33 protein-coding genes are annotated in these 23,219 nt (G+C 44.9%); 28 read left to right on the top strand and 5 right to left on the bottom strand.

Features of this window, described 5'->3' with window-relative positions:
- Positions 1 to 30: 30 nt before the first annotated feature.
- Both J2S08_RS01185 and J2S08_RS01180 read left to right on the top strand, forming a co-directional pair.
- Positions 31 to 654 carry a hypothetical protein gene (locus J2S08_RS01185; RefSeq protein ID WP_307225852.1) on the top strand — a complete coding sequence of 208 codons (624 nt, stop codon included), beginning with the start codon at positions 31 to 33 and terminating at the stop codon, positions 652 to 654.
- A complete protein-coding gene (locus J2S08_RS01180; RefSeq protein ID WP_307225850.1) occupies positions 639 to 1,250 on the top strand; it encodes a deoxynucleotide monophosphate kinase family protein in 612 nt (203 codons plus the stop codon). The genes J2S08_RS01185 and J2S08_RS01180 overlap by 16 nt, the downstream gene beginning before the upstream one ends.
- Here J2S08_RS01180 and J2S08_RS01175 read toward each other — a convergent pair.
- Positions 1,228 to 2,058, bottom strand: a complete 831-nt coding sequence (locus J2S08_RS01175) for an ATP-dependent DNA ligase (RefSeq protein ID WP_307225848.1) — start codon at positions 2,056 to 2,058, stop codon at positions 1,228 to 1,230. The genes J2S08_RS01180 and J2S08_RS01175 overlap by 23 nt on opposite strands.
- 177 nt (positions 2,059 to 2,235) lie before the next feature.
- On the opposite strand from J2S08_RS01175, the gene J2S08_RS01170 reads away from it, so the two are divergent.
- Entirely contained in the window at positions 2,236 to 2,592 is a 357-nt protein-coding gene (locus J2S08_RS01170; protein WP_307225846.1) for an HNH endonuclease signature motif containing protein, read from the top strand.
- Complete coding sequence (gene dcm / locus J2S08_RS01165) at positions 2,585 to 3,907, top strand: DNA (cytosine-5-)-methyltransferase (protein WP_307225844.1); 1,323 nt, start codon at positions 2,585 to 2,587, stop codon at positions 3,905 to 3,907. The genes J2S08_RS01170 and dcm overlap by 8 nt, the downstream gene beginning before the upstream one ends.
- Here the strand turns inward: dcm and J2S08_RS01160 are convergent.
- On the bottom strand, positions 3,874 to 4,248 hold the full coding sequence (locus tag J2S08_RS01160; protein WP_307225842.1) for a hypothetical protein: 375 nt from the start codon (positions 4,246 to 4,248) through the stop codon (positions 3,874 to 3,876). The two genes, dcm and J2S08_RS01160, sit on opposite strands and share 34 nt — an antisense overlap.
- 81 nt (positions 4,249 to 4,329) lie before the next feature.
- Between J2S08_RS01160 and J2S08_RS01155 the strand changes: the two genes are divergently transcribed.
- Genes J2S08_RS01155 through J2S08_RS01145 form a run of 3 tightly spaced genes read left to right on the top strand, consistent with a single transcriptional unit; the run spans position 4,330 to position 5,182 of the window.
- Positions 4,330 to 4,521 carry a hypothetical protein gene (locus J2S08_RS01155; protein WP_307225840.1) on the top strand — a complete coding sequence of 64 codons (192 nt, stop codon included), beginning with the start codon at positions 4,330 to 4,332 and terminating at the stop codon, positions 4,519 to 4,521.
- On the top strand, positions 4,518 to 4,811 hold the full coding sequence (locus J2S08_RS01150) for a sigma factor-like helix-turn-helix DNA-binding protein (RefSeq protein WP_307225838.1): 294 nt from the start codon (positions 4,518 to 4,520) through the stop codon (positions 4,809 to 4,811). The genes J2S08_RS01155 and J2S08_RS01150 overlap by 4 nt, the downstream gene beginning before the upstream one ends.
- Positions 4,808 to 5,182, top strand: coding sequence for a hypothetical protein (locus tag J2S08_RS01145; protein ID WP_307225836.1), 375 nt, complete (start codon positions 4,808 to 4,810; stop codon positions 5,180 to 5,182). Before J2S08_RS01150 ends, J2S08_RS01145 begins: the two co-directional genes overlap by 4 nt.
- Before the next feature lie 55 nt (positions 5,183 to 5,237).
- Here J2S08_RS01145 and J2S08_RS01140 read toward each other — a convergent pair whose 3' ends face one another.
- From J2S08_RS01140 to J2S08_RS01130, 3 genes are read right to left on the bottom strand one after another with little or no spacing between them, the layout of a single operon-like run.
- Positions 5,238 to 5,669 (bottom strand): type II toxin-antitoxin system HicB family antitoxin, encoded by a 432-nt coding sequence (locus J2S08_RS01140; protein WP_307225834.1) that lies wholly within the window; start codon positions 5,667 to 5,669, stop codon positions 5,238 to 5,240.
- A gap of 58 nt (positions 5,670 to 5,727) precedes the next feature.
- On the bottom strand, positions 5,728 to 5,943 hold the full coding sequence (locus tag J2S08_RS01135) for a type II toxin-antitoxin system HicA family toxin (RefSeq protein ID WP_307225832.1): 216 nt from the start codon (positions 5,941 to 5,943) through the stop codon (positions 5,728 to 5,730).
- Between the two features lie 36 nt (positions 5,944 to 5,979).
- On the bottom strand, positions 5,980 to 6,216 hold the full coding sequence (locus J2S08_RS01130) for a helix-turn-helix domain-containing protein (protein ID WP_307225830.1): 237 nt from the start codon (positions 6,214 to 6,216) through the stop codon (positions 5,980 to 5,982).
- A 183-nt stretch (positions 6,217 to 6,399) separates the two neighbouring features.
- Here J2S08_RS01130 and J2S08_RS01125 point away from each other — a divergent pair, with 183 nt between their 5' ends.
- The 21 genes from J2S08_RS01125 (at position 6,400) to J2S08_RS01025 (ending at position 23,217) form a co-directional block, all read left to right on the top strand.
- On the top strand, positions 6,400 to 6,603 hold the full coding sequence (locus J2S08_RS01125; protein WP_307225828.1) for a DUF4028 family protein: 204 nt from the start codon (positions 6,400 to 6,402) through the stop codon (positions 6,601 to 6,603).
- Positions 6,604 to 6,627: 24 nt separating this feature from the next.
- The gene (locus tag J2S08_RS01120; protein ID WP_307225826.1) at positions 6,628 to 6,813 is read left to right on the top strand and encodes a hypothetical protein; all 186 of its coding nucleotides are present in this window, start codon (positions 6,628 to 6,630) and stop codon (positions 6,811 to 6,813) included.
- Between the two features lie 15 nt (positions 6,814 to 6,828).
- A complete protein-coding gene (locus J2S08_RS01115; RefSeq protein ID WP_307225824.1) occupies positions 6,829 to 7,116 on the top strand; it encodes a hypothetical protein in 288 nt (95 codons plus the stop codon).
- A gap of 113 nt (positions 7,117 to 7,229) precedes the next feature.
- Entirely contained in the window at positions 7,230 to 7,475 is a 246-nt protein-coding gene (locus J2S08_RS01110; protein ID WP_307225822.1) for a hypothetical protein, read from the top strand.
- A 283-nt stretch (positions 7,476 to 7,758) separates the two neighbouring features.
- Complete coding sequence (locus tag J2S08_RS01105; RefSeq protein ID WP_307225820.1) at positions 7,759 to 8,163, top strand: helix-turn-helix domain-containing protein; 405 nt, start codon at positions 7,759 to 7,761, stop codon at positions 8,161 to 8,163.
- 1,432 nt (positions 8,164 to 9,595) lie between these two features.
- The gene (gene terL, locus J2S08_RS01100) at positions 9,596 to 11,359 is read left to right on the top strand and encodes a phage terminase large subunit (protein WP_307225818.1); all 1,764 of its coding nucleotides are present in this window, start codon (positions 9,596 to 9,598) and stop codon (positions 11,357 to 11,359) included.
- A 14-nt stretch (positions 11,360 to 11,373) separates the two neighbouring features.
- Positions 11,374 to 11,808 carry a phBC6A51 family helix-turn-helix protein gene (locus tag J2S08_RS01095; RefSeq protein ID WP_307225816.1) on the top strand — a complete coding sequence of 145 codons (435 nt, stop codon included), beginning with the start codon at positions 11,374 to 11,376 and terminating at the stop codon, positions 11,806 to 11,808.
- Positions 11,805 to 13,337, top strand: a complete 1,533-nt coding sequence (locus tag J2S08_RS01090; RefSeq protein ID WP_307225813.1) for a phage portal protein — start codon at positions 11,805 to 11,807, stop codon at positions 13,335 to 13,337. The genes J2S08_RS01095 and J2S08_RS01090 overlap by 4 nt, the downstream gene beginning before the upstream one ends.
- A complete protein-coding gene (locus J2S08_RS01085; RefSeq protein ID WP_307225811.1) occupies positions 13,324 to 14,214 on the top strand; it encodes a structural protein in 891 nt (296 codons plus the stop codon). Before J2S08_RS01090 ends, J2S08_RS01085 begins: the two co-directional genes overlap by 14 nt.
- A 49-nt stretch (positions 14,215 to 14,263) precedes the next feature.
- Positions 14,264 to 14,896, top strand: a complete 633-nt coding sequence (locus tag J2S08_RS01080; RefSeq protein WP_307225809.1) for a phage scaffolding protein — start codon at positions 14,264 to 14,266, stop codon at positions 14,894 to 14,896.
- Between the two features lie 21 nt (positions 14,897 to 14,917).
- A complete protein-coding gene (locus J2S08_RS01075) occupies positions 14,918 to 16,048 on the top strand; it encodes an SU10 major capsid protein (RefSeq protein ID WP_307225807.1) in 1,131 nt (376 codons plus the stop codon).
- 14 nt (positions 16,049 to 16,062) lie between these two features.
- Positions 16,063 to 16,311, top strand: a complete 249-nt coding sequence (locus J2S08_RS01070; protein WP_307225806.1) for a hypothetical protein — start codon at positions 16,063 to 16,065, stop codon at positions 16,309 to 16,311.
- A 16-nt stretch (positions 16,312 to 16,327) separates the two neighbouring features.
- Positions 16,328 to 16,702, top strand: a complete 375-nt coding sequence (locus tag J2S08_RS01065; RefSeq protein WP_307225804.1) for a hypothetical protein — start codon at positions 16,328 to 16,330, stop codon at positions 16,700 to 16,702.
- Entirely contained in the window at positions 16,703 to 17,017 is a 315-nt protein-coding gene (locus J2S08_RS01060; RefSeq protein ID WP_307225802.1) for a hypothetical protein, read from the top strand.
- 14 nt (positions 17,018 to 17,031) lie between these two features.
- Positions 17,032 to 17,436: a hypothetical protein gene (locus J2S08_RS01055; RefSeq protein WP_307225800.1), complete on the top strand. Its 405-nt coding sequence runs from the start codon at positions 17,032 to 17,034 to the stop codon at positions 17,434 to 17,436.
- The gene (locus J2S08_RS01050) at positions 17,437 to 17,910 is read left to right on the top strand and encodes a hypothetical protein (RefSeq protein WP_307225798.1); all 474 of its coding nucleotides are present in this window, start codon (positions 17,437 to 17,439) and stop codon (positions 17,908 to 17,910) included.
- Entirely contained in the window at positions 17,911 to 18,999 is a 1,089-nt protein-coding gene (locus J2S08_RS01045; protein ID WP_307225796.1) for a phage tail sheath subtilisin-like domain-containing protein, read from the top strand.
- Positions 19,000 to 19,022: 23 nt separating this feature from the next.
- Positions 19,023 to 19,445: a phage tail tube protein gene (locus J2S08_RS01040; protein WP_307225794.1), complete on the top strand. Its 423-nt coding sequence runs from the start codon at positions 19,023 to 19,025 to the stop codon at positions 19,443 to 19,445.
- Between the two features lie 21 nt (positions 19,446 to 19,466).
- Positions 19,467 to 19,874 carry a phage tail assembly chaperone gene (locus tag J2S08_RS01035; protein WP_307225792.1) on the top strand — a complete coding sequence of 136 codons (408 nt, stop codon included), beginning with the start codon at positions 19,467 to 19,469 and terminating at the stop codon, positions 19,872 to 19,874.
- Between the two features lie 197 nt (positions 19,875 to 20,071).
- Positions 20,072 to 22,558 (top strand): phage tail tape measure protein, encoded by a 2,487-nt coding sequence (locus tag J2S08_RS01030; protein ID WP_307225790.1) that lies wholly within the window; start codon positions 20,072 to 20,074, stop codon positions 22,556 to 22,558.
- Positions 22,555 to 23,217, top strand: a complete 663-nt coding sequence (locus J2S08_RS01025) for a LysM peptidoglycan-binding domain-containing protein (protein ID WP_307225788.1) — start codon at positions 22,555 to 22,557, stop codon at positions 23,215 to 23,217. Before J2S08_RS01030 ends, J2S08_RS01025 begins: the two co-directional genes overlap by 4 nt.
- Positions 23,218 to 23,219: the final 2 nt, after the last annotated feature.

Raw genomic sequence — 23,219 nt, 5'->3', positions numbered from 1 at the left:
ACGAAAATAAATCGTAAAGGGGACGGTAGTGTGAAGTATTATGTGGCTGATGAATCGCTAGGCGGCGTTGAGCGAGAATATAACGCAGTTGAGCGAGACGCAAATATTGGCGAGTTGGTTGTACTGACTAAATACGAGCATGTCGGATATGGCGAGTACGCGAAGGTTGGCGACATTTTAACGTGTACAAAAACTAGTTGTCACGACGGCTCTATTCGAGTAAAGAAAAACATTGACGACGTTGGTTACACATTTATTAATAAGGAATACGAGGACTACGCAGTTCTTGAGCCGACTGGGAACGTCCGTATCGACGGTATTATTTATCGGCTCGTCAAACGTAAGGCTGATATAGGTGACCGTATACTTGTTACTGACGGTTCATACCCTCATCTTTACACTAAAGGCTACTATGTACTTGAAATTCCCGCAAAATCCAATACAACCAGCCCTCGCGATGTTCACGACGTAATCGCAAATCTGACGGACAGAGTCGCAAAGCTCGAGCGTAAGTTACAGACTATTGAAGACGAAAAGGCCGACTTAGCGTTTAAAGTAGCGCAGGTAGATACTAAAATTACGCTAGACTTCGAAAATGTTGCGAAACTGATGGTAGAAAAATTAGGGGAGGCGCTTGTATGCGGCACGAAGTGAACGTCAATAAACGTATAACCATAACGAAAATAGCTCTTACGGGAAAAGCCCGTGCGGGCAAGGATGAAGTGGCACGTATATTAGGTTTACACTATGGATTTAACCGATTTGCTTTCGGCGACGCTTTAAAAAATACGCTTACCATCGCATTGCCGCAAATAATGTACGCCGAGCAAAAGCCTCGTAGGTTATTGCAAGAGTACGGCCAACTAATGCGCAAATACGACCCCAATGTTTGGGTTAACTCGGTAGCAGCGTTAATAGATAGCCACATCGACATAATGACACGCCGCGGTGACGAAGAAATCAACGTTTTGGTCACCGATTGCCGCCAGCCGAATGAGTACGCATGGCTTCGTGAGCAAGGCTTTTCAATCATTCGTGTGTCCGCACCGGAGGAAGTCCGTCTTGAACGCGCTAAGTTGGCAGGCGACCAATTCGACGAAGCTGACTTACAGCACGACACGGAAAGCCACGTCGATAGTTTCGATGTTGATTTCGAAATTATAAACGACGGCACATTAGACAAATTAAAGACGCAAGTTGACGAATTTATGGGCGCACTAATGTTAGCTAGTGCGGGTCAGCCCAGCTAACGAACGAAGGCAAACGCAATAAGCCCGCCTTTGTTAAATTTCGATATTTCACTCGTACAGCAAACGGCTGTTCTAAGTACGCGAAGTCTTTCGTTTCATAAGCGACGGTCAACGAATACACACGACGTTTAGCTTCCGCGGGCACGCCGAGTTCCATCGCACCAGCATATTCGCCTGAGTCGGCAAACTTCAACGACCAGCCGAACTCGGCCTTGCGCCAGCCCGTCACGAGCACGTCAGCAAACTGATAATTAACGACTTTCAGCCAATTGGCACTGCGTTTGCCGATTTCATAGCGCGAGTCCTTACGTTTTAGCACGATGCCTTCGAGGGCTTGTTCTTTTACGGCGTCGTAATAAGCCGAGCCGTTGCCTTCGATGAATTGAACTTTCGATAACAACGGTGTGTCAGTCGGTACTATTTCGGCTAGCAGTTCCTTACGCACGAGCAACGGTAGCTGAATAGTCAATTTGCCTTCGTACTGCAAGACGTCAAACACAACGTAACTCACCGGAGTTACTGACTTGCGTGACATAAAACGACTCATGACCGCCTCAAAGTCCGGCTTGCCTTCGTTATCAGTTGCAATAAGCTCGCCATCAAGCACGGTACCCGGCGGCAGGCTGAGTGCTTTAAGTTCGGGAAATCTCGTGGTAACTTCGTTTTTGTGCCGAGTATACATTCGAACTTTGCCGTCTTCCCCGACCGAATATATAAAACGGATGCCGTCCAGTTTTAATTCGGTTAAATAGCGAGAGTCATCGAAAGGCTCTTCGGATTTACGTAATAGCATTGGCGAAATAAACACGTTAAACACCGTCCTACGGAATATGTCTTTTAATTGTACCGTAGGCAGGCGTCAGGTAGTTTAGTAGATTGCTGGAAAATTAAACGAAATGGAGACGATAAATTGACTAAAAACGACCTTTATAGCGAGATGTACAAAGTCTACTGCGATGGCTACTCGTTAGCAGAGGTTGGGAAGATGTACGGAATAACGCGACAATCGGTTTACTGCGGTTTTAAACGACGTGGGTACGATTTAAGGTCGAAAAATAAACGACCATACCAAACACTCGACGATATAAAATTCACCCTTAGAAATAACGGCTATTATGCAGCTACTACAGGAGACCGTCAGTTAATGCATCGATACGTTTGGGAGAAGTATAACGGAGAAATCCCTCCTGATCATGATATACACCACGTTGATCGAGACAGAGGAAACAACGATATTAGTAATCTCGAACTCTATTCAAAAAGCGAACACGCTCGGATATTTAGCACCGGAAGTAATCAGTATGTCAAAAAACCTTTTAAGGAGTGTGTTGCTAATGAGTAAATTTACGTATATCGAATTATTTGCCGGTATCGGAGGATTTCGACAGGCGCTTGATAAGCTAGGTGGCGAGTGCGTCTTTGCTTCAGAAATTGACAAGTTTGCAAAGCAGGCTTATGCAACTCTGTACAGTGATAATCATTTATACGGAGACATAACAAAGATAAAAGAATCAAACATACCTAATCATGAATTAATTGTGGCGGGAATACCTTGTCAGGCGTTCAGTGTAGCTGGAAAACGAAGGGGGTTCGAGGATACTCGCGGGACTTTATTCTTTGATGTTGCTAGGATTGCTAAAGAAAAGCGTCCAAAAGTTATTTGGATTGAAAATGTAAAAGGTCTTGTCGGACACGACAAGGGGCGTACGTTAGATACGATTGTTCAAACGCTAAATGATTTCGGATATACGTTCGATTTTAACGTGCTCAATTCGAAATACTTCGGAGTTCCGCAAAATAGAGAACGGATATTTATTGTTGCTGTACGAGATGATTTAGTCGCCCGTGAGCCTTGGGCACATGTCAAAGGAACCACCGTAGTGCCAAAGGGCAAGCGAAGATTAAGTACGTACGAAGGTGTGAAAACATTTAACTTCGATTGGCCTACAGAGAACGAAGTCACAACGAGACTTCTCGATGTTCTCGAAAATGAAGTCGATGAAAAATACTACTTAAGCGAGGAAAAGACGTCGAAACTGATTGCACAATTACGTGACAGGGAGTTACGTTTGTTAGAAGAACGGGAAGAGCATGACATTAATGCGATTTACTCTCCCGAAATTATATCGAAAAATCAAAACGGAAGCAGAATAAAGCCGAGTGGCGATCCGATGCCTACGTTAACAAGTCGGGATAGGCACGGCGTTATTGAGCCGCATATGGTTGGGAACATCGGCATAAAAGGCCACGACTCTAATAAGCGTGTATACAGCACTACGGGCATCAGTCCGACTCTTACGACAATGGGTGGAGGGAATACAGAGCCGAAGATAGCTATTGAGTATTCGCGTAAAGAAGGAATCGGTAAAGAACGAGATATTGCACTTTGTCTTTCCGCCAGCGATTGGCGGGGTCTTAATCGAAATCAAAAGCAAAATGCAGTTATACAAAATTTCCGTATCCGAAAACTTACACCACTCGAATGCTGGCGTCTGCAAGGTTTTTCTGACGTGGCACACGAAGCCGTAAAGGCCGCGGGCATTTCCGATACTCAACGCTACAAAATGGCCGGAAACGCCGTGACTGTCAACGTAGTGGAAGCGATAGCCGAACGTCTATTGCCTTATTTATCCGGCGCCTCGTGCGTTTCGAGTTGAAAAGCGAACGCTCCGTCGGGATATTCGGCGTAATCTATGCCGACGTAAGCGAAACGTAACGGCAAATCCGCCTCAGCAAAGCCCGCCTTTGCTACGATACGTTTCGCGTGGCCGTAACGTCGTTTATCGAACTTAAACGGCTGTACGTTAGGTACTCGTACAATTTCCGGCTTTGCTAAAACGATACGTTTGTTTGCGTGATCAAAACCGGCTACCAAACGAAATTCGCCATTTTCGGGGACGTTTAGAACCGTACATGCGCCCGATGAAATGTATAGTCGAAGGTAAGAATCGATCGAAATATAGGCGGCTGGCCCTGCGGAAATCCAATCTAGTGACATAAAAACACCCCGAATCTGTTGTAATTTTACGGCAATTATACAAGCGTATTAAACGAAAGTCAAGCGAAAGGGGACGAAATCATGAGCGAAATTTACGTAATCGTGTGCAAAGAAACGGGAAAAGAAGCGCAAACCTTTAGTCTAAATGAGCCACGGAAGCTTCTCGTTTATACTTCGCACGGTCGAGCGAGGGCAGCGATGAAAGTACGTAAGATGCCGGAAACGCACTACGAAATAAAGGCATATGTACCCAAAAAGGAGGCGTTAACTTGAATGTTCGTACATTATTGCGAGAGTACCACGCATTGCACGCACGTCAATATAAAGGCGATTATAACGCCGTATGTGCGCTCGTAGACCTTCGGAGGGCTATTACATTGGCGGACTTAACGGAGCGTCAGCAGGAAGCGTTAGCATGGATTTATGGCGCTGATTTAACGCAAGAAGACGTGGGGGAGCGAATGAATACGACACAACCGGCGGTCAGCCTAGCAATCGATTCCGCCATTGTGAAGATACAACGAATATATGACGATTGGTCAAGCTTGGAGGATGCCGGATGACTAGTTTTACATTTACGGATAAATATACGGAAGATTTTCAGCGTTACGTCGATGAGTTGTACGAAAATCCTATTGCCGATCGGCAAAAACGAATAGAAACTGTCGATCAACTGATTAATGACTACGTGCAAGCTACGGGCAAACGACCTGCTGGCGCACAGCTCGACCGTTTAGCAACGTTGATTTTACGCGAAGAGCTGACCGACATGCACCCGGACAAGATGTCGCGTGCCGAATATCCGCTGCTTAGTCCGTCGCAGCAGGGTCGGAGGCACTCAGGAGAGCGTTCGTTTAAATTGGCCGAAGAAGTGGCGACAGACGGCAGGGACTATCGATTGCCAACGAGACTCAATCGAAGAATACTGAAATAAACGAAAAGAAACCGCGCCTTAGCTGCGCGGCCCTTTTACGTCTTTTTATCGACCATTAAGGCCGCCTATCATCGTAAGAATTTATATTCAACGCATCTTTAATCGAGGCCTGTAACAAGTGGGAAAAATTCAAACCGGCCTCTTCGCCCGCATCACGAAGCCATCTAGGCAACGTGCAGTTTTTAGTAACTGACTTAAACGCCGCCTCATCTCGAAAGGGTGGCATGTATACTTCAATAAAAACTACACGGTCACTTGAGCTAAACAATTCAATTTTGTCCGGGTCTGAAGGCTCGGGTATAACTTCTCCCTGCTCTTCTTTGTCCAATATAAGATGTGCGAGCATCTCTTTAGCTTTTTGTATCCCGTCGATCAGGCCTTTTGCAAGGATTGCTGTACCGGGAAAATCGGGGAAGTACATGCCTATCCCACCATCTTCGGCTTTTTCAACGACTACAGGGTAGATGTAATGGGTTTTGTAAGCCAAGTTTAATCACTCCTTAACGTTTATTGGAGATAAGGGGAATTAGGTTAGGGACAAGGGGTTAGAATTTAACCCCCGTAGTTTTCTCTATATTTTTTAATGTCCCTATCGGAATCACCTGACCGCTGTTATGAAAGCTTATGTCAGCATATCTCGTGGGGTCTTTTTCATGTATATATCGCTGATGACTTCCCCCACCTTTATGGTTAGGCGATTTGACGAATCCTTCTTTCTTTAGAATTTGAAGGACTTTTCTGACCGTTATTTGTTTCCCCAATCCCTTACCCCCTTCCTAAATACATTATAACACGCATCAATTACACGTGTCAATGTCTTCTTTCGGTACTAAGTCGATTAATTCTCGAATGTCTCTAATATCTAAAGTCCCGATAATCTTTTCGAGAACTTCTTTAGGATAACGTTTCATTTTTCCGTTTGCCAGTTCGCTAATAGTTCGTTCTGTTAATCCTGACATCTTCGCTAATTGCTTTTGATCTAACCCTCGATCTTTTAACAACTTTTTAAGTTTAACCTCGATTACTAAATCCATTTTGGTACACAACCCTCCGATTTTCTTATTTATAAACTTAATTATACATCTTCTCAAGAAATAAATTACGTAAAATGTAATTTTTATGTTGACAATTACGCTAAACGTAATTATTATAGAGTTATAGATTACGTTAAACGTAATTAAGTTTCGAAATTCAGAAGGAGAAAGTGGGGGAACGATATGAAAGTTAACATTGCAGATTTTTCAAATACTCATAAACTTTGCATTGTGGAGACGAGAAAAGGCTATCAATATGCCTGTACTTGGTCGGTTGAAAAGAACGTAAAAGGAGAAGTTACAAGCCCGACATCCGAGCAAGTCAAAGATGCTTGGAGGGAAAATAGAAACGACTTTGAACCGTATGCAGGTCGAATGTATCTATAATACTTTAAAGGGGAGTGAATAAAGTTGCCATCTAAAAAATCACCGTTACAGTTGGTGGATGAAAAATTTACCGAAGAGTTGAAAAGACTTGAACGAAAATTTGAAGATGGGTTGAAAATTGATAACGTACAATTATTTATACATCACGCAGATTTTGTGTTTATTCTTGGTTACTCGATTGGGCAAACAATCGGTTCAAAGCATATTTAAGATAGGGGTATGGATATGAAAAATATTAAATTATTAGCTATTGTATTGTGTGTTTTGATTCTTTCAAACACCGCAGCATATCAAATTGGAAAAGCCGGCAGCAAGGAAAACAGCAATTATAGAATCGAATATGTTGAGGATAAGAGCGGAAGATGGGAACTATACGTCGAACTGAAAAACGGCCAAGCAATCAGCGAAGCGCCGGTGTCCGACGACGGCACTAGCGTATTGATTGCGCCAGACATAACGCCATCTACTACCGTCGATATTTCAGAAGGACTTACACATATTACGTCGAAATAAGGAGCTACTTACTTATATTTTACGCTTTCAGTTGCCTATACGTTATAGGACGACTAAACCGCAGATGCTTTCGAGCGCTGCGGTATTTTTTCGTTGGAGGAGGCTTTGCTTTTATGCTAAATAAATTCGTTGAAATATACGGTTGGCTTGCGATAGGAGCAACAGCCTACATATTCATATTCGGGGGCGCTCTTCGTTTCGAAGTACCTCGCGGAATCTATCGTCTATTTAATACGCTAGGAAACTTGACTATTAAGCGAAGACTGACTTCCGAAGATTACATCGCACTTGCACGGGCCGGCTACATTTTCGAATGGTCATTGCCGCTATTATTACGCTGGAAGGCGAAACAAGTGTGACCTTATTCGGACAAAATGCCGATTTTATAAAATTTAAGTCAAACGGAGGTAATCCACTTGAACGAGTTTTTCTATTGCTACTCGACTAATTTACATTCGTTCTTACAACAGAAAGGCGAACGATATATTTGCGTAGGATTAAACGAAAAAACACTACGCAAATTTTGGCAATATCGCCGCACCGAAGTCTTGAATACGCTGCTATCGGAATACACCGAAAATAATCCGAATAAGTAGATTGCTTTTATTTTAAATACCTATAAATCAAAGGGGACGAACTTAAATGAATAAATTGACCAAAGAACAGCGCGAAGTCTTACGTCAAAAGGAATGCTTGCTGTCGGGCAACGATGTCGGATATACGCCGATTCCTCACGATATTTATCGCAAATTATTGCCGGAACTAAAGGCAAAATATGACGGCATGACCGCGCGGGACTGTGTGTTGCTATACGGATATTTACAGGCTTATGTGAACGGCCAAAACAGCAGTACTACGTATATGTGGGCGTACCCTAGCGTCAAGCAGATTAGTTCAGATACGGGAATCCATAAAGATCGAATTAAGCCGCTAGTAGATATCCTCGAAAAGGAAGGCGTGCTTATTTCGAAAATGGTTTCGTATCGCGGTCACTTAAAGAAAATGTACATGCCGCTTTATGAGCGAAAATCCCCCGATTCCTGTTGATAGGATACGGCCGATTCCTACGGATGGGATTCCGCCGATTCCTGTCGATGGGATACTAATAATAACAACGTAATAACAACGAATTAAAAACAATAAACATAGCGACCTTCAGTCGCCTTCTATGTAGTGTGGGGGTATATTCGGTAGGTCTTTAAAAAGAAAAAGACAAAGATGATTCCGCCGATTCCTACGGATGGGATTCGGGCAATTTATTCGAAGGGAGGCTGACGGAGATTAAAAGATTTATTCTAAAGCTATATTTTTCGCTTAAAATTTGGCGGTGGAAAGCGAAAAGAAAGCCGTATTATCTTATCGTAATACCTACGACATTATGGGTCGGAAAAGAAGGCTTTGACACTTGGAAAGTCGTTCTTGACAAAAACGGCCAGCATTTAAAGTTTAACACTTACGATGATGCGTACGCTTTCGGAAAAAGTCTTAAGGGCAATTTTTTCATAATCGATATCGTTGGTTAGCGAAGGGAGGTCGTTTATGTGTTCGAAAAGAATGGCGATAAATATGGCGTCTATTTTGAAGGAAATCCGTTGTTTGAAACCACTATTTTCGTAGCTGATGTTGCGAGAGTCCCCGATTGGTCAATAGATACACGTTCGATCGTTGACGAAGCAACTACGCGAGAGACGGTAAGATACACGCTTGACCCAAGCATAATTTAGTGGGGATTACGTTGTCAGTACGTTAGCTATATAAGTAGGAAGGAATACGGCTATATACGTTTAGCCCAAGTGAGTAAACGTAAAAGAAAACGGGGGAGTGGGACGTATGATTTCGGGGAGGGGCGTACCTTTTTCGGTGTGGGTGACGGCTACATCCGCTAAGTCCTTCCGGAGGACAGACGCCTTCCAAACTCGAGGGGTTCATATACAACGTTTGCATAACTTATGCATAGCCCTAACTATTTCGATGGTCGTACCTTATGCAATCAGCGTTAGTTTTACGCGCAGCACGCGCCACACAAACAGCGCCATATCAACGATGTATAAAAACGTGCATAATCGATAATTTCAAACGTTTTATAAAGCGCATAACAACAACGTTTATGACAACGATCAACTTCCTGAAACTGTGATTATGTAAACTAAAATTGCATACGAAATTCAACGAAATGAATAAAAGAAATTAAAACGATGAATAAATACGTTTGAATTACGAATAAAAAACCGTTGAGCAGCGTCATTAACGACCAAACCCCCAAGGGCACGGCGCTAGACCCCACGACTGCTGTTCGAAATTAGCGCACAATTTTTCTAACTCGGGGTGCATGACGTATGTATTTCGAAAGTATTTCACCTAGCTAACGCCTTACTAACGAAGCCTAAGAGCTGTTTTAAGCGCTAAGTAAGGTATTTGTATTCGATGTAAACCAATACGATATTTTCACGGGAATTTTAAGCGAAAGGAGGGCGTTTGATTGGCGTATGTAAACGGTGAGTGGTTAGACCGAGCCGCGCGGCAAAAAAGAATCGACATTCTCGTTCAGAGAGTACGTAAGTTAGCGGAGGCAATTAAAGCCGGCCGTGCAAACGACTATTATGTCGACATGTTCTTTCGCGACAAAGAAGAATTAGTTCGATTAAAACGAATACATCGGGCTGAAGTCGACATGTTGTACTTTTTCTATGAATATTTTTCGGAAGCTCGTAATCCTGGCAATCCCGACAATTTAGTTCCTGATATCAACGTTGATATAGACAATGCGCCTGACTTTCACGTCAAATTGTCACGTATTCTCGATTCGGTATCTAATCGAAATCGTACAGCGCGTATTGCGTGGGCAGCCAGCCGAGGGCACGCAAAGTCAGCTTACCTATCGAACGCTTTTCCTACGCATGAAATCGTCTATCGAAAACGAAAAATGATTCTTATAATCTCGGAAACAAACGCAGGGTCTAAAAAGTTTATCAAATGGGTTAGCGACCAGCTTAAATATAATCTAAAGTTACGCGAAGATTTCGGAGTCTTATTACACGAACAAAAGACGAGAAATACAAAGGATTCCGAAGAAGCGTTTCTAACGACAACCGGGATTAAAATGGAAGCTACGTCACTCGGAATGCAAATCCGAGGGTTCCGTAACGGAAATCAACGACCTGATCTAATCATCCTCGATGACTTAGAATCTCGCGACTCTAATAACACGCCAGAACTGCGACAAAAAGCAAAAGATTGGCTTAATCAAGATTTAATGCCAGCTTACGACCCGACGCAGACTGCCGTCATATTCATGGGAACGTTAGTACACCACGATTCTTTGTTAAATTATGTACTTAAAGAGCGTCGGGATTTTATTACGAATCAATTTCCGGCCATTATCGAATGGCCTGAACGGATGGACTTGTGGTCGGAATTTGAGCGAATTTACAAAGAGTATGAGCCGTCGGATGAAGAGATGGCGGAAATGGAAGAAGCAACAGAAGAAACGCCAACGCCAAGCGCACGGGCAGCGCTAGGTTTTTATGAGAAACATCGAGAAGAAATGGACAGGGGCGCAAAGGTACTATGGCCGGAAAGGTTCCCTCTATCTAGCCTAATACTCGAAAAGATTAACGGTGGTACTAAGGCTTTCAATACCGAATTTATGAATAATCCTATCGACGAGGATTCGCAGCTATTTAAGCCGGAACGTTTTCAATACCACGACGGAACAAATGAATTCTCCCACAAAGATTATTATATTGCGATGGGCATGGACTTTGCTATGGGGAAACAAAAAGGTGACTATTCAGCGCTCGTGACGGTAGCAAAACATAAGATAACAAAAAAGATTTACGTCATCGACGCCTATATTGAACGAGTACATCCTGACAAGTTTCTCGATGTAATCGTCAAGCGCGTGCGGAAATATCAGCCGGACGTAATCGGAGCGGAAGCGCAAATGGCTCAGGAATTTTTCGTCGATAAACTAAAAGAGTCATTACAGTACATCGGATATCCAGCGCACAGTCGAGTTAAAAAAATCCAACAACGACAACGAAAAGAACTTCGTATAGAAGCGATGTTACCGGACATAGAAAGCGGGACCATCGTTTTTTCTCATGAACACGAAAGGTTACTTGAGCAGTTCGAGCGATATGGAGCTAAGTGGCACGATGATGGTCCTGACGCCTTAAATATGGCGGTTACTTCGGTGCAAAGGCCGAGGGCGGTTGTCACAACAAAGCCGGATTGGTTATAAAAGGAGGCGATGATATGAGCGATCGAAAAAGAGAACTTGGTGCAAAATTAGACGCAAGGCAACGAACGGCAGCGTATTTGCTAGTTGAAAACGAAATGCTTGGCACAGAAGAACGGCGAACTATGAAAGAAATTGCTGCGGAAGTCGGTGTACACCACAAGACAATGTGGGAGTGGCGTACGAAGAATCGTAATTTTATCGAATATAAGAACGAGATAGCAGACGATTTCTTATCGGACAAAAGGGACCAAGTATACGGCCAATTGATGAAATTAATAAACAGCAATCAGCCTTCCGTAAGGGCTATCGACTTATTCCTGCGTCGTTTCGGACTACTCACCGAAAGACAAATTACGCAGTCTGACAGTAGTGACGAAAAGCGCTCTACAAATAATCTAGAAAAAGGTTTGAAGGACATAGATGCGTTGTTGGAGGACGATGCCGAATGACTCTATTCGTTAAGGGCGCACAGTTTCCGCCACAAGAAGACCTAGAACGTTTGGCGCGCTACGAACGAATGCGTAAGCTATTCGACGGCAAGCAAGCGGAAATATATGAGCGAGCAACGGAAGTATTGAAAGGGACGCCAGCGGCTGCACAAATCGAGAAACTCTATATCGCTGTAAACTTGGCTGACATTATAGCGACAAAGCCGGCAGACTTACTTATAGGCGACCCTCCGACATTTGAGAGCGGCGAGGACGACGATTCTCCCGAACAGATTGCGCTAAATAAGTACATTGAAGAAAACGACCTGAATCATCTAATATATGAATCTGCAATCGCAAATGGGTATCGCGCTGACGCTTGGATAAAGGTTCGTTGGGACTATCAGGAGGATTATTCGGAAGTTCTGTCGGCTGGACTACCGTTGCCGGACGGCATCGAAATGGAGCCAATCGTTGAGCACGTTGACGCTACTTGTGTTTTTCCGGAGACTTCGAACGGAAATATCAAAAAGTTTAAAGCGATAAACATTGCAACGGTCGAATGGGTCGAGACAAAAAAGAACGAAATACCGTACCTTAACGTCGAAAGGCACATACCGGGCTATATTCAATATAAACGTTTTCGGCTAATTTCCACGTCTGTGGATACGTACTGGGGCGCACCGATTCAGACATTTTATATTGAAAAGGAAGTGCCGACCGGCAGGGCTACCGATATAGTCGAAACGGGGCTTTCTTATATGCCCGTTTTCCATATTCCATACAAGTCGATCGATGATCGATGGGAAGGCATCGGAGGGTTAGAAAAGATGGAGTCCACGTTTACAGCCATCAACGATCGGCTGGTGCAAATCGACTACATCTTGTGGAAACACGCTGACCCAACAGCGTATGGACCGGACTTAACTGGCAACTCGGAAGGCGCAGTTCGTTTCGGCGGTAAATATATACCGATTACGAAAGAAGACGCAACGCCCGGCTACATGACGTGGGAGGCGCAACTAGAGTCTGCCTTTCGTGAACTTGACATATTAATATCGTCTATCTTTATAATCGCAGAAACTCCGCAATGGCTTTTCGGTACGGTAATGGCAGGCGATCAAAAAGGCGGTACCGGTACGTCGCATACGGATAGCAGCACTACAAAAGCACGCTTTATGCCGATTTTGTCGAAGGTAAAACGTATTCGGGCGCAGTACGAGCGTGCAATACGTGACGCCCTGTATACCTGCTATCTATTCGATCAGAAATTCGGCACGTATGAAGGAGAAGCGGTGTACCCTACTATTCGATGGCAAGATGGCCTTCCGAAAAACGAAAAAGAAGAAGCTGAAATCGCAAGCATAAGGACTGGTGGCAAGCCTACGCTCGATGTCCACACGGCTATAAAATCACTCGATGACGTTGGAGATAAAAAAGCAACAGAAATAATTCGTCGAATCAACGAGGACGAGGATCGCGAAACTGGTACCGTAAATTCTACGGTTTTCAACGAAAAGGTTGAGGTAATCGAAGATGACGAAGCGTGAATTTCGTGAATCTCCTCGACCAAATTACGATTACGATGCTCAACGACTAGTTCGGCAGTACGAGCAGGCACTTAAAGCAATCCGAAAAGAGCTAAATTCGCTTTTTCTTACGGATTTTAAACGCGCACAAATTCTTGCGGTTGAAGCGGAAATCATCGAAATCTTAAAGAAACTCGGCGCAAACGCTGGTAAATGGGCTAGCGAGGCGATCACAAAATCAGCGAGAGATGGCGTTGCATCTACGTTATATTCGATGGGATTGGCCGTCACTTTCGAGGAAGCTAAAAAAATTGCCACCTTTAATAAGCTAAATAAGGCGATGATCGAGGCGATCGTGGCTGACACGCAGTCTGATTTATTAGCGGTTACTGAAAACGTAGAAAGGCGTACAAAAACAGCTATCCGCCGAACGTCTGCGCTTGTCATGCGCACTAAGGCAACGCAAGGTATAAACGATATAAAATCACTTAATAAGGACATTGCCCGCGAGTTGAAGAAACGACTTGGCGACGAAGTAGATACGGCTATTATCGATGCGGCCGGCCGACGATGGCGACTAAGTCACTATACGGAAATGCTAGGACGTACAAAAATGATGGAAGCACATCTAGAATCGACAATAAACGAAGCGATCGGGCGCGACGTTATATATGGCGTTATCAGCCGACATAACGCTAAAGATGACTGCCGAGCATACGAGGGTAAGTTAATTAAGTTGACGCCAGAAGCTCCGGGAAATTTTCCTGCTTTCGAAGACCTGCCACGGAATGAAATTTTTCATCCATGTTGTAAGCACACGATCAGTCCAGTTAGGCGTCCAGATCGTCTTCCAACGGACTTGCTCGAATTAAACGAATTGCCTTACGAAATGGCGTAAAACTTTCGGCCACTTATAGGCGACGGCCTTAAAACGGGGAGGTATACGAATGTCAGAAGAACAACAACAGCAACAGAAGGAAGAAGTAACGACAGAAGAAAAGACGTTTACGGAGGAGCAAGTTAACGAAATTATTACGAAAAGCCTCGCTCGTGTAGAGAAAAAGTATGCTGATTACGATGATTTAAAAGCAAAACTGTCCGGATTTGAAGCGGCTGAACAGGAGCGAAAAGACGCTGAATTGACAGAAATAGAGCGACTACAAAAACAACTTGCCGAAAAATCAAACGTTGAGCAAACACTAACGAAGAAGATCGAGGAACTATCTTCAAAAGCACAACGACAACAAGTCATCAACGAATTTATCAAAGAAGCGCCAAACTACAATATTCCAACGGAACGGTTAGGTGCTGCACTAAAACTAGCCGATATCACAGCGGCTACAATTACGGAAGATAACAAAATCGATGGGCTAGACAATATTCTCGGTGGCTTGGTCGAACAATATCCTTTCTTAGCCTTGACTGAATCGGCAACACAACCGAAAGAGCCAATAGGCGTGAGTACGAACGGTGGTAAAACTAAGGATACCAAAACATTAGAAGCACAATTAGCTGAAGCGAGACAGAACAAGGATTTTGCCAAGGTCGTAGAGTTATCGAATAAATTACTAGAACAATAGTTAAAAAGGAGACGGATGTAAATGGTTATGCAATCTTATGATTTTCAAGATCAGGTACGACAGCTCGAAGCAGGAATTTCCCTAATTATTGAGGATGAACCGACTTTACTTAGCACGATCGGACTAAGCGGCGAAACGCTTTTTCAAACAAAATACGAATGGATGTCCGATCACCTAAATTCAAATCGGGCGAATCTTGCCGGAGACATTGACGACTCGCAAACCGAAATCGATGTTGTAGCAGGTGATGGCGAGAAATTCCGAGTGAATGCAGTAATTGTAATCGAAGACGAATACATGAAAGTCGTTTCTGTAAATGAGGACAAAATTACAGTCATTCGAGGGTTTGACGATACTGCAAAAACGGCACACGCGAAAGATACGGAAGACTCCGAAATTCGGATTGTCGCAAGACCACAGCTAGAAGCGGCTATGCCGGGACAGGACGAGTCACACGACCGTTATGTTGACTTTAATTACACGCAAATTTTCGAAAGATATGCGGCTGTATCGAAAACACAACAGGCAGTGCGAACACACAACGTCTCAGACGAATTAAATTATCAAGTCCAACTGCGTCTAAAAGAGCTTGCGCGCGAATTTAACGATCAATTGATCTATGGACGTAGAAATGCGGGAAGTGTAGGGCAGCCACGTATGACAGGAGGTCTATTGCACTTCGCACAGATTAAAAATTCCGTGAAGGAGAACCTTAGCGGGGGAGAGCTTTCAGCGAAGGTAATCAACGAAGCGCTTGAAAAAGTGTTTCAACGTGGCGGCAGTGTAAACACTATTCTTACCAATACGCCGGGTTCTCGTCAATTATCTAAACTACTAAACGATAAAATCACGATCGAAAGGCAAGACACAGCACGCGGAAACTACGTAGCTACATTCGTGTCTGATATCGTTGGTGGTGACGTGGTAACAGTCGTTGTAGATAAAAATATGCCGAAAGATAAAATCATCCTATTCGACCGATCAATTTTATCTTTCCATCCGTTGCAAAATCGTGCACTACATGACTTAGATGCAACTCCGAACGGTGCCGACTTTGTCGCTCGCCAAATTCGCGGAGAATATGGCATAAAAATTATGAATGCTAAAGAAAAAATCGCTGTGCTTGAGAACGTAAGTAAAAAAGTAAAATAACGGGGGTGTAGTGATTGGCGAAGTTTAAAGCGACGCCGTTTTACTCGGTCCGTTATGGTGACAAAAGCTTAACGTTCGGATTGGACGGCATATATGAAACAGAAGACGATGGCGAGATCAGGGCGTTAATGGAGCTTTGTCCTCGCTATTTAACGTGCTTAGAAAAGGCGGAGAAGCTAAAAACCGAAGAAAAATCAGAGCCAGCGGAGAAGCCAAAGGCAACGAAACCTAAACCTAAACCGAAAGCCTCCGCCAAAAAATAGAAGCGGGGGTGGGTTTATGTCAATCGAATGGTATCTCGACGATGCAACGGACTACATTCAAATGAACACGCTCGATAACGAAGATTTTCTCGAAGCTGAAGACGAGCGAAAATACGCGCTGCTTAACGTAGCGTACCGAACGCTCAACCGAAAATTTGACGGATACATTATACCGACACAAGCCGTGTACATTTTCGCTGCGGTGCTCGGAGCAGCGTATAACGATACGAACAAATACCAGCAGCAAGGCGTTGCGTCGTTTTCAGTGCGAGGAATCGCGTTTACGTTTAAGGATTGGGCTAAGAAGGGGCTGGACGATCTTATCCCCGAGGAAGTATACGAAATGATAGGTGCGCCTAAAGGCCGAATTGCGAAATGGACGGTGCTGTAAATGGCTATAGTCCCATTAAAGCAAATCGTGACAGTGCATCGAGTTGTCGAAAAGAATAAGTGGGGCGAAGAAAAAACGACATCTAACGAAATGAAGTGCCGTATTGACGAACGAACGCAAATAGTAAAAAACGTAGCGGGCGAAGAGGTCGTCAGCGGTGCGGAAATGTGGTTCGATAAATTCCCCGACGTTCGTTATGACGACGCATTCGAATACACAGATGAACGAGGAATTACAACGAAAGCTAGGCCTATTAAGATCGAGCCGGTCCGAATGCTTAGTGGAAAGCCGACGCTGACAATCGTTTATGTATAAAGGAGGGCGGTAAGGTGGCGAAAGAGTTTCATCTCGATTTAAAAAAATTTAAACGAGCCATTCGGACTTCGCCCCGAGCAGTAAAACGGGGTGCAACGCAAGCATTAGGTGACATTAAAGACGACTGGATTCGTGAAGCTCGCGATGTTGCACCGATGGATAAACGTAACTTACGTGATCAGATAACAGGGGAATCAGATACAGCCGAAGTTGTGGTAACGGCGAATGCTACGACTGATTCCGGCGGTCGTTTTAATTATGCGTATTATATTCACGAACTAGATGCCGGTGGTAAGTCGCTTCGTCACGCGGGCACTGAAAAGAAATTCCTTGACGTATCCGCAGATAAGCGGGAAACGGCGTGGCAGCAGTGGCTTGAGTCCGATATAAAAGCTGCGCTTAAAAGGAGCGGCTGGTAGATGGCGAAAATAACCGACGAAATAGAAGCGATCGGGGCGATTATTTCAGGAACCTTACCGGACGCTACTATTAAATATCAGCATTTGCCGGAAAAGCCAACGCTTGGACTTGCGGTTATCCAATACGTGGAAAGCAGCAATACGACAGAAACGGCGTATCATTATCGAATTGATCGAACTTTTCGGTTGTTATATTACGGACAAAGCGAAGTAGATTGCTTGCGTAAATTCGAACTTATCGAGGAAGTATTCGGAAACACGCTGCAATTTAAAACGACAGATTATCGAGTTATTCCTAAAAGTTTTGGTGCGTCACAGCCGTTTAAAACGGAGGGTGGCGCTTTTTGTATGCTTGCAACTTTGCAGGTAGAGCTTCGACAGGCAAGACCACAAGAAAAATACGAAAAAATTGGCGTTGTTGAAGTTGAAACAAATGGCGATAAAACGAAAACAGAATGTGGGAGGCGGAAATAGATGGCAGGTGGAACTTGGGACCCGACGTCCTTACCGATTCAGCCCGGAATGTATATACGATTTCGAGACGCAGCCTTAGCGCAAATTTCGGGCGGTGCGCGCGGAATCGTGGCTATGCCTTTGTTCGAACACGAAGGTACGGCTGACATTGGAAAATTTTATACGATCGAACGGGAAGCCGAGGCGATCGAACTTTTCGGCATGGATTACGCTAGGCCAGTTATTCGGGTATTGCAAGGCGGAGCGAAAGAAGTCCTTGTATATGCTATGTCACAAATAGACGATCTAGAGTCGAGCGACAAAGAAGAAGCGTTTTTCAGTGTACGGGATAAGTACGAAGCACAGCATTTTAACGTGTTTGTGTACCCCGATGCTGTAGAAGCAACGGAGCAAGACGCATCGTTAGCGTGGTGCAAACGAAACCGCAAAGAGGGTAAGCACTTCATGGTCGTATATGGTGGCACACTCACAGAGGACCAAGACCCCGAGGTCGGAAATGCTCGCTCAATTCGATTGGCTGACGACTATGCAGTAAATCTAATTTCGGGAGTAATTAGCGGCTCCGGCACAGAATTGAGTTCCGGGCAATTTGCGCCGTACATCGCGGGTTTAATTGCAGGCACTCCGATTAACCAAGCGATTACGTATCGGGATATTCCGGTCGTAGACGTTACTAGACGCTTAAAAAATAGTGAAGTCAACAAAGCGCTCACTAGCGGTTCGCTCGTTCTTTTTCACGACGGGCGAAAAGTGAAGGTTATGCAAGGAATCGTGACGCAATCAGACGCAGGTAAACGAGGGAAAATTCGCATCATGCGCGCTCGGCAGGCGATTCAAACGGACATTACCGCAACTGCTTGTGATCACTACATCGGAAAGATTGACAATAACGAAGCGGGTCAAGCGTCGTTAATAAGCGCGGTTAAGGCGTATTTAGAAATGCTGGAAACCGAGAATGTTCTCGCAGAACCAACCGTACAGCTTGACCCTGAACGACCCTCAAAGGGCGATGCGGTATTTCTTTTAATTTCCTACATCGAAGTAGATTCAGCGGAACGATTCTTTGTAACGATTGACGCAAAAGAATAACGATAAATTGGAGGTGTTAACGGATGGTTTTAAAGGCAGAGACGGTAATTAACGGGGCTTTCTGTAAAGTTTATCATGAAGGACGATGGTTAACGTTTGTCAACTCACTCGAAGCAACAATGAACGTTGACTACGAGGATATAGCACGATCTGGCACTAGGTGGGTCGGTAAGAAGGCTATGGGCGTATCCGGGGAAGGTTCTATGTCTGGCTTTAAGATGACTCATGATTTTGCGAAACTAATTTCCGTTGTGGGAGACGATAAAAGTTCGCCCTATATCACGGAACTACTTATAGAAGTCAACGATCCAGAGTCGCCGCAATCGAAAGCATTCATACGGCTAAAAGAAGTACAGTTTGAGGCAGCCCCTATTATAAATGCTGAAGCTAATTCTATAGTTGAGGAGGAATACAACTTTACATTTGGCGGAGTCGAATACCTATAAAAACGATAAGGAGACGATAGCATGGCGGAATTAAGCGCAATCGATGCGTTACTAAATTCGGACGTAAACGTAGAGGAAAAATACTTCGTAAAACGTTTAGACACTTACTTCACCATCAAAGCGATTGACGGTGATACCTTGAATAAGATTCGGGAAGAAGCTTCGGACTTTGAAGGGCGCGGCAAGAAGAAACAAAAGGTCGTCGATGGCGATAAGCTCGGCTATCTAACGATCGCGGCGGGTTGTGCCGACCCCGACTTTGCCGACCCACGAGTGCTTGAAAAATTTGGAGCGCCCACGGCGGGCGAATGCGTAAAAAAAGCGCTACTTGCCGGTGAGATTTTCGAGCTACACCAAGCCATTTTGGAACTATCCGGATTTACTGCGGACGAAGACGAAGACGAGATCGAAGACGTAAAAAACTCATAAAGGCGGGCGGGAAAGCATACATCCTGCATCGCCTTTTTCAATTGCACGGCGTAACGCCCGACGAATTTTACTCGAAACATTTTCGACATAGGCAATTTATGGTCGCTTCCGAAATGATTGTAATCGAAGAAGAGGCCGAGGAGGCCAAACGACAAGAGCGGGCAGCAAAACGAAATAGGCGGAGAGGAGGCGTTTAGGTGGCGATTGATTTAGTTGCGAAGTTAACATTGCGTGATCGCATGACTGCTGGCTTAAAAAGAGCGACGGCGGGACTAAGTGGTTTCGAAAAGCAAACGAAAAAATCAACAAGCGCTGCGGAAAAGTTTTCGGGCGTACTCGCAGGGTTTGGCGTCACTCTAGGCGCTGCCGCAGTTGCCAAGTCTATCATCGGCATAGGCGCTGCCTTTGACGGACAGATGTCCCGTGTAAAAGCATTTTCGCAAGCTACCGACGAAGAGTTCGAGAAAATGCGAGCAACGGCGAAACATCTCGGGGAGACCACGGTATTTACAGCAACTCAAGCCGGTGAAGGTATGGAATACCTCGCTTTGGCAGGTTGGAAAGTTAACGAAATCATTGCGGGAATGCCTGGTATGTTAAACCTCGCCGCGGCTGGTGCGCTCGATCTCGGTCAGGCGGCTGATATAACCTCCGACACTATGCAAGCTTTCGGTATTTCAGCAGAAAAAGCAACTCACGTTGCTGACGTATTTGCCTACGCACAAGCAAACGCAAATACAAACGTACAGCAAATGGGGGACGCAATGAACTACCTAGCACCAATCGCGAATGCGCTCGGCTGGGGTCTTGAGGAATCTTCGGCCGCACTTATGACGTTCGGTGATTCCGGTTTGAAAGGTTCGATGGCTGGTCAAGCATTTGCTACCTCGTTGGCGCGACTCGCAAAGCCGACAAAACAAATGAACGTGGTTATGAAAAAGCTTGGAATCGAGTTTTTCGACGCACAAGGTAACATGAAATCTTTGCCTGAAGTAGTCGGGCAAGTCGAGCGAGCCACAGCGAAGATGACACAAGAACAGCGATCTTCCGTCCTGACTACGTTATTCGGCGCGCAAGCCTATAAACATTGGGCAATACTACTCGAACGTGGCTCAGACGAACTAGCGAACATGACGACACAGCTTGAAAATGCGGATGGTGCTGCTGAAAAGATGGCTGCCGATATGCTCGATAATTTACCGGGCAAATTCGAACTATTTAAGTCGGCTATGTCCGGTGTCGCATTGCACATATACGAACAGATTGCACCGGCGCTTACACGACTCGTAGAAAAGGCCACGGAATTTGCGGGCAAATTGCCGGCTAAATTCGACGCTTTCATAAAGCTTTGGCCGAAAATAAAAGACGGTTTAATTACAGCAGCCGTCGCAGTGGGAACGTTTAAAACCGCAATGCTTGGCCTAAAGATGATTAAGACCGTTACAATGTTAATGCAAGGTTGGCGCACGGCAACGATGGCAGCGACGATTGCTCAACTCGGCCTAAACGCGGCTTTTTGGGCGAGTCCAATTACATGGATAGTCGCAGGCATCGCAGGTCTTGTCGCAGCAGGCGTGCTTTTGTATCGTAACTGGGACACGGTTAAAGCCAAAGCCGTAGAGCTATGGGGTAAAACGAAAGAAATATTCGGCAAAATGGGCGAATGGCTAAAGACGAAATGGGGCGAAATGAAGACGGTGGCGACCGAAAAAGTTGTCGGTATGTATTTGTCAGCCGTCGAGTGGTTCGGAAAATTAAAAGAAACAATGAAAGAGAAAGTTTCGAGCGCTATCGAAAACGTTGTTACGTTCTTTTCGGAACTTCCGAGCAAGGTCGCGGAGTGGCTCGGCTTTATGTTCGGGGTTGCGGTCGAATGGCTTTCGCAATTTCCGGGCAAGTTTGCTGAATTTATGTCGCAAGCATATACGAACACAGCCGAATGGCTCGGTCAGTTGCCGGGCAAGGTCGGTGAATTTTTATCCAACACGTGGGATAGCGCCGTGTCTTGGCTTTCAAGTATAGCGGCTAGCTTCGGTGAATGGTTTATGAAGGCTTACGACAATGCGGTTGAGTGGGTTTCGCAGTTACCGGAAAAAATTGGCGGGTTTGTCTCCGCAATTCCGGGCGCTGTTGGCGGCGCAATTAGCGCTGTATGGGCGAAGTTTAAGGAACTCGGCGCGGCTATTCCAAAGGCAATCGCCGAAGGATTCAACGGAGCTAAAAAGGCAATCAGTGGCGCGGCCAGTTGGGCGATCGATAAGCTGTCGGCAGGCATTTCAAACTTTACCGATATGGGTAAAAAGGCGGGAAGTTCTTTCTCGGATGGGTTCGGCAAAGGTAAAAAGGCTGTTAACGGTTCGCACTACCACGGCTTGGAACGAGTGCCCTACGACGGTTACGTCGCACGAATGCATAAAGGTGAAAGAATTCTGAATCGAAAACAGGCGGACGCATTCGACAATGTTATGTATTCATCCGTTTCGGCGGCAGGTGGCACAGCGTCAAAGTCTAACGGTGGAAACGGTCAAAGTAGTTCGGCAACGACTGGTGGAGGTAAATCATTAGGTGATGTGGTTGTCGAAAAATTGGCAGAGACATTAGTAATCCGAGAAGAAGCGGACATCGACCGTATTGCTAATCAACTGGCACGAAAAATTTACGAAGCGGGGGAATTGGGGGCATGAACAATCGAATTGAATTTTGGCTTTCGTTCAATAATGGTGCGGAGAAAATTCGGCTGCCCGTCAATCCTCCGACACTGGAAATGAAAACCCCGTTTAGTAACACCGACATCGAAGTCGCACAGCTTGGCGAATTTACAGTAATCGGTGAACGGGGTCTAGCTGAATTTTCTTTTCATTCCTTTTTTCCATCACGATATAATGCGAGCTACTGCGAATACTCCGGCTTTTTATCACCAAATGAATTTGTAGCAATTATCGAACGTTGGCGAGATACGCGGCGCCCTATCCGTTTTTTAGTGACCGGCACACAAATAAACTACGCTGTCACAATTCGAGAGTTTGAGCGGGAGATCGAACGCGCCGGCGCTGCTGGCGATATATATTATACGCTTGCACTTAAAGAATATCGTTTCTTGAAAACGAAAGTCGAAGAAACTACGAAGCCAGCGGAAAAACAAAGACCGCCCGTTGTAAACGACGGTTCGGCGGGACCGGCTAATAAATCGTACACAATAAAAAAGGGCGATAACTTATCAAAAATTGCTAAGGAAGTCTATGGGAACGCCAACGATTGGCGAAAAATTTATGAAGCTAATAAGGATGTTATCGGAGCAAATCCGAATCTGATTTATCCTGATAAAAAGCTGGTGATACCGTGACT

It is taken from the genome of Bacillus chungangensis (genome assembly GCF_030812995.1).
In the GTDB taxonomy this organism is placed as follows: Bacteria; Bacillota; Bacilli; order Bacillales; family Bacillaceae_C; genus Bacillus_CF; species Bacillus_CF chungangensis.
This window is presented reverse-complemented; position numbering and strand designations above follow the sequence as displayed.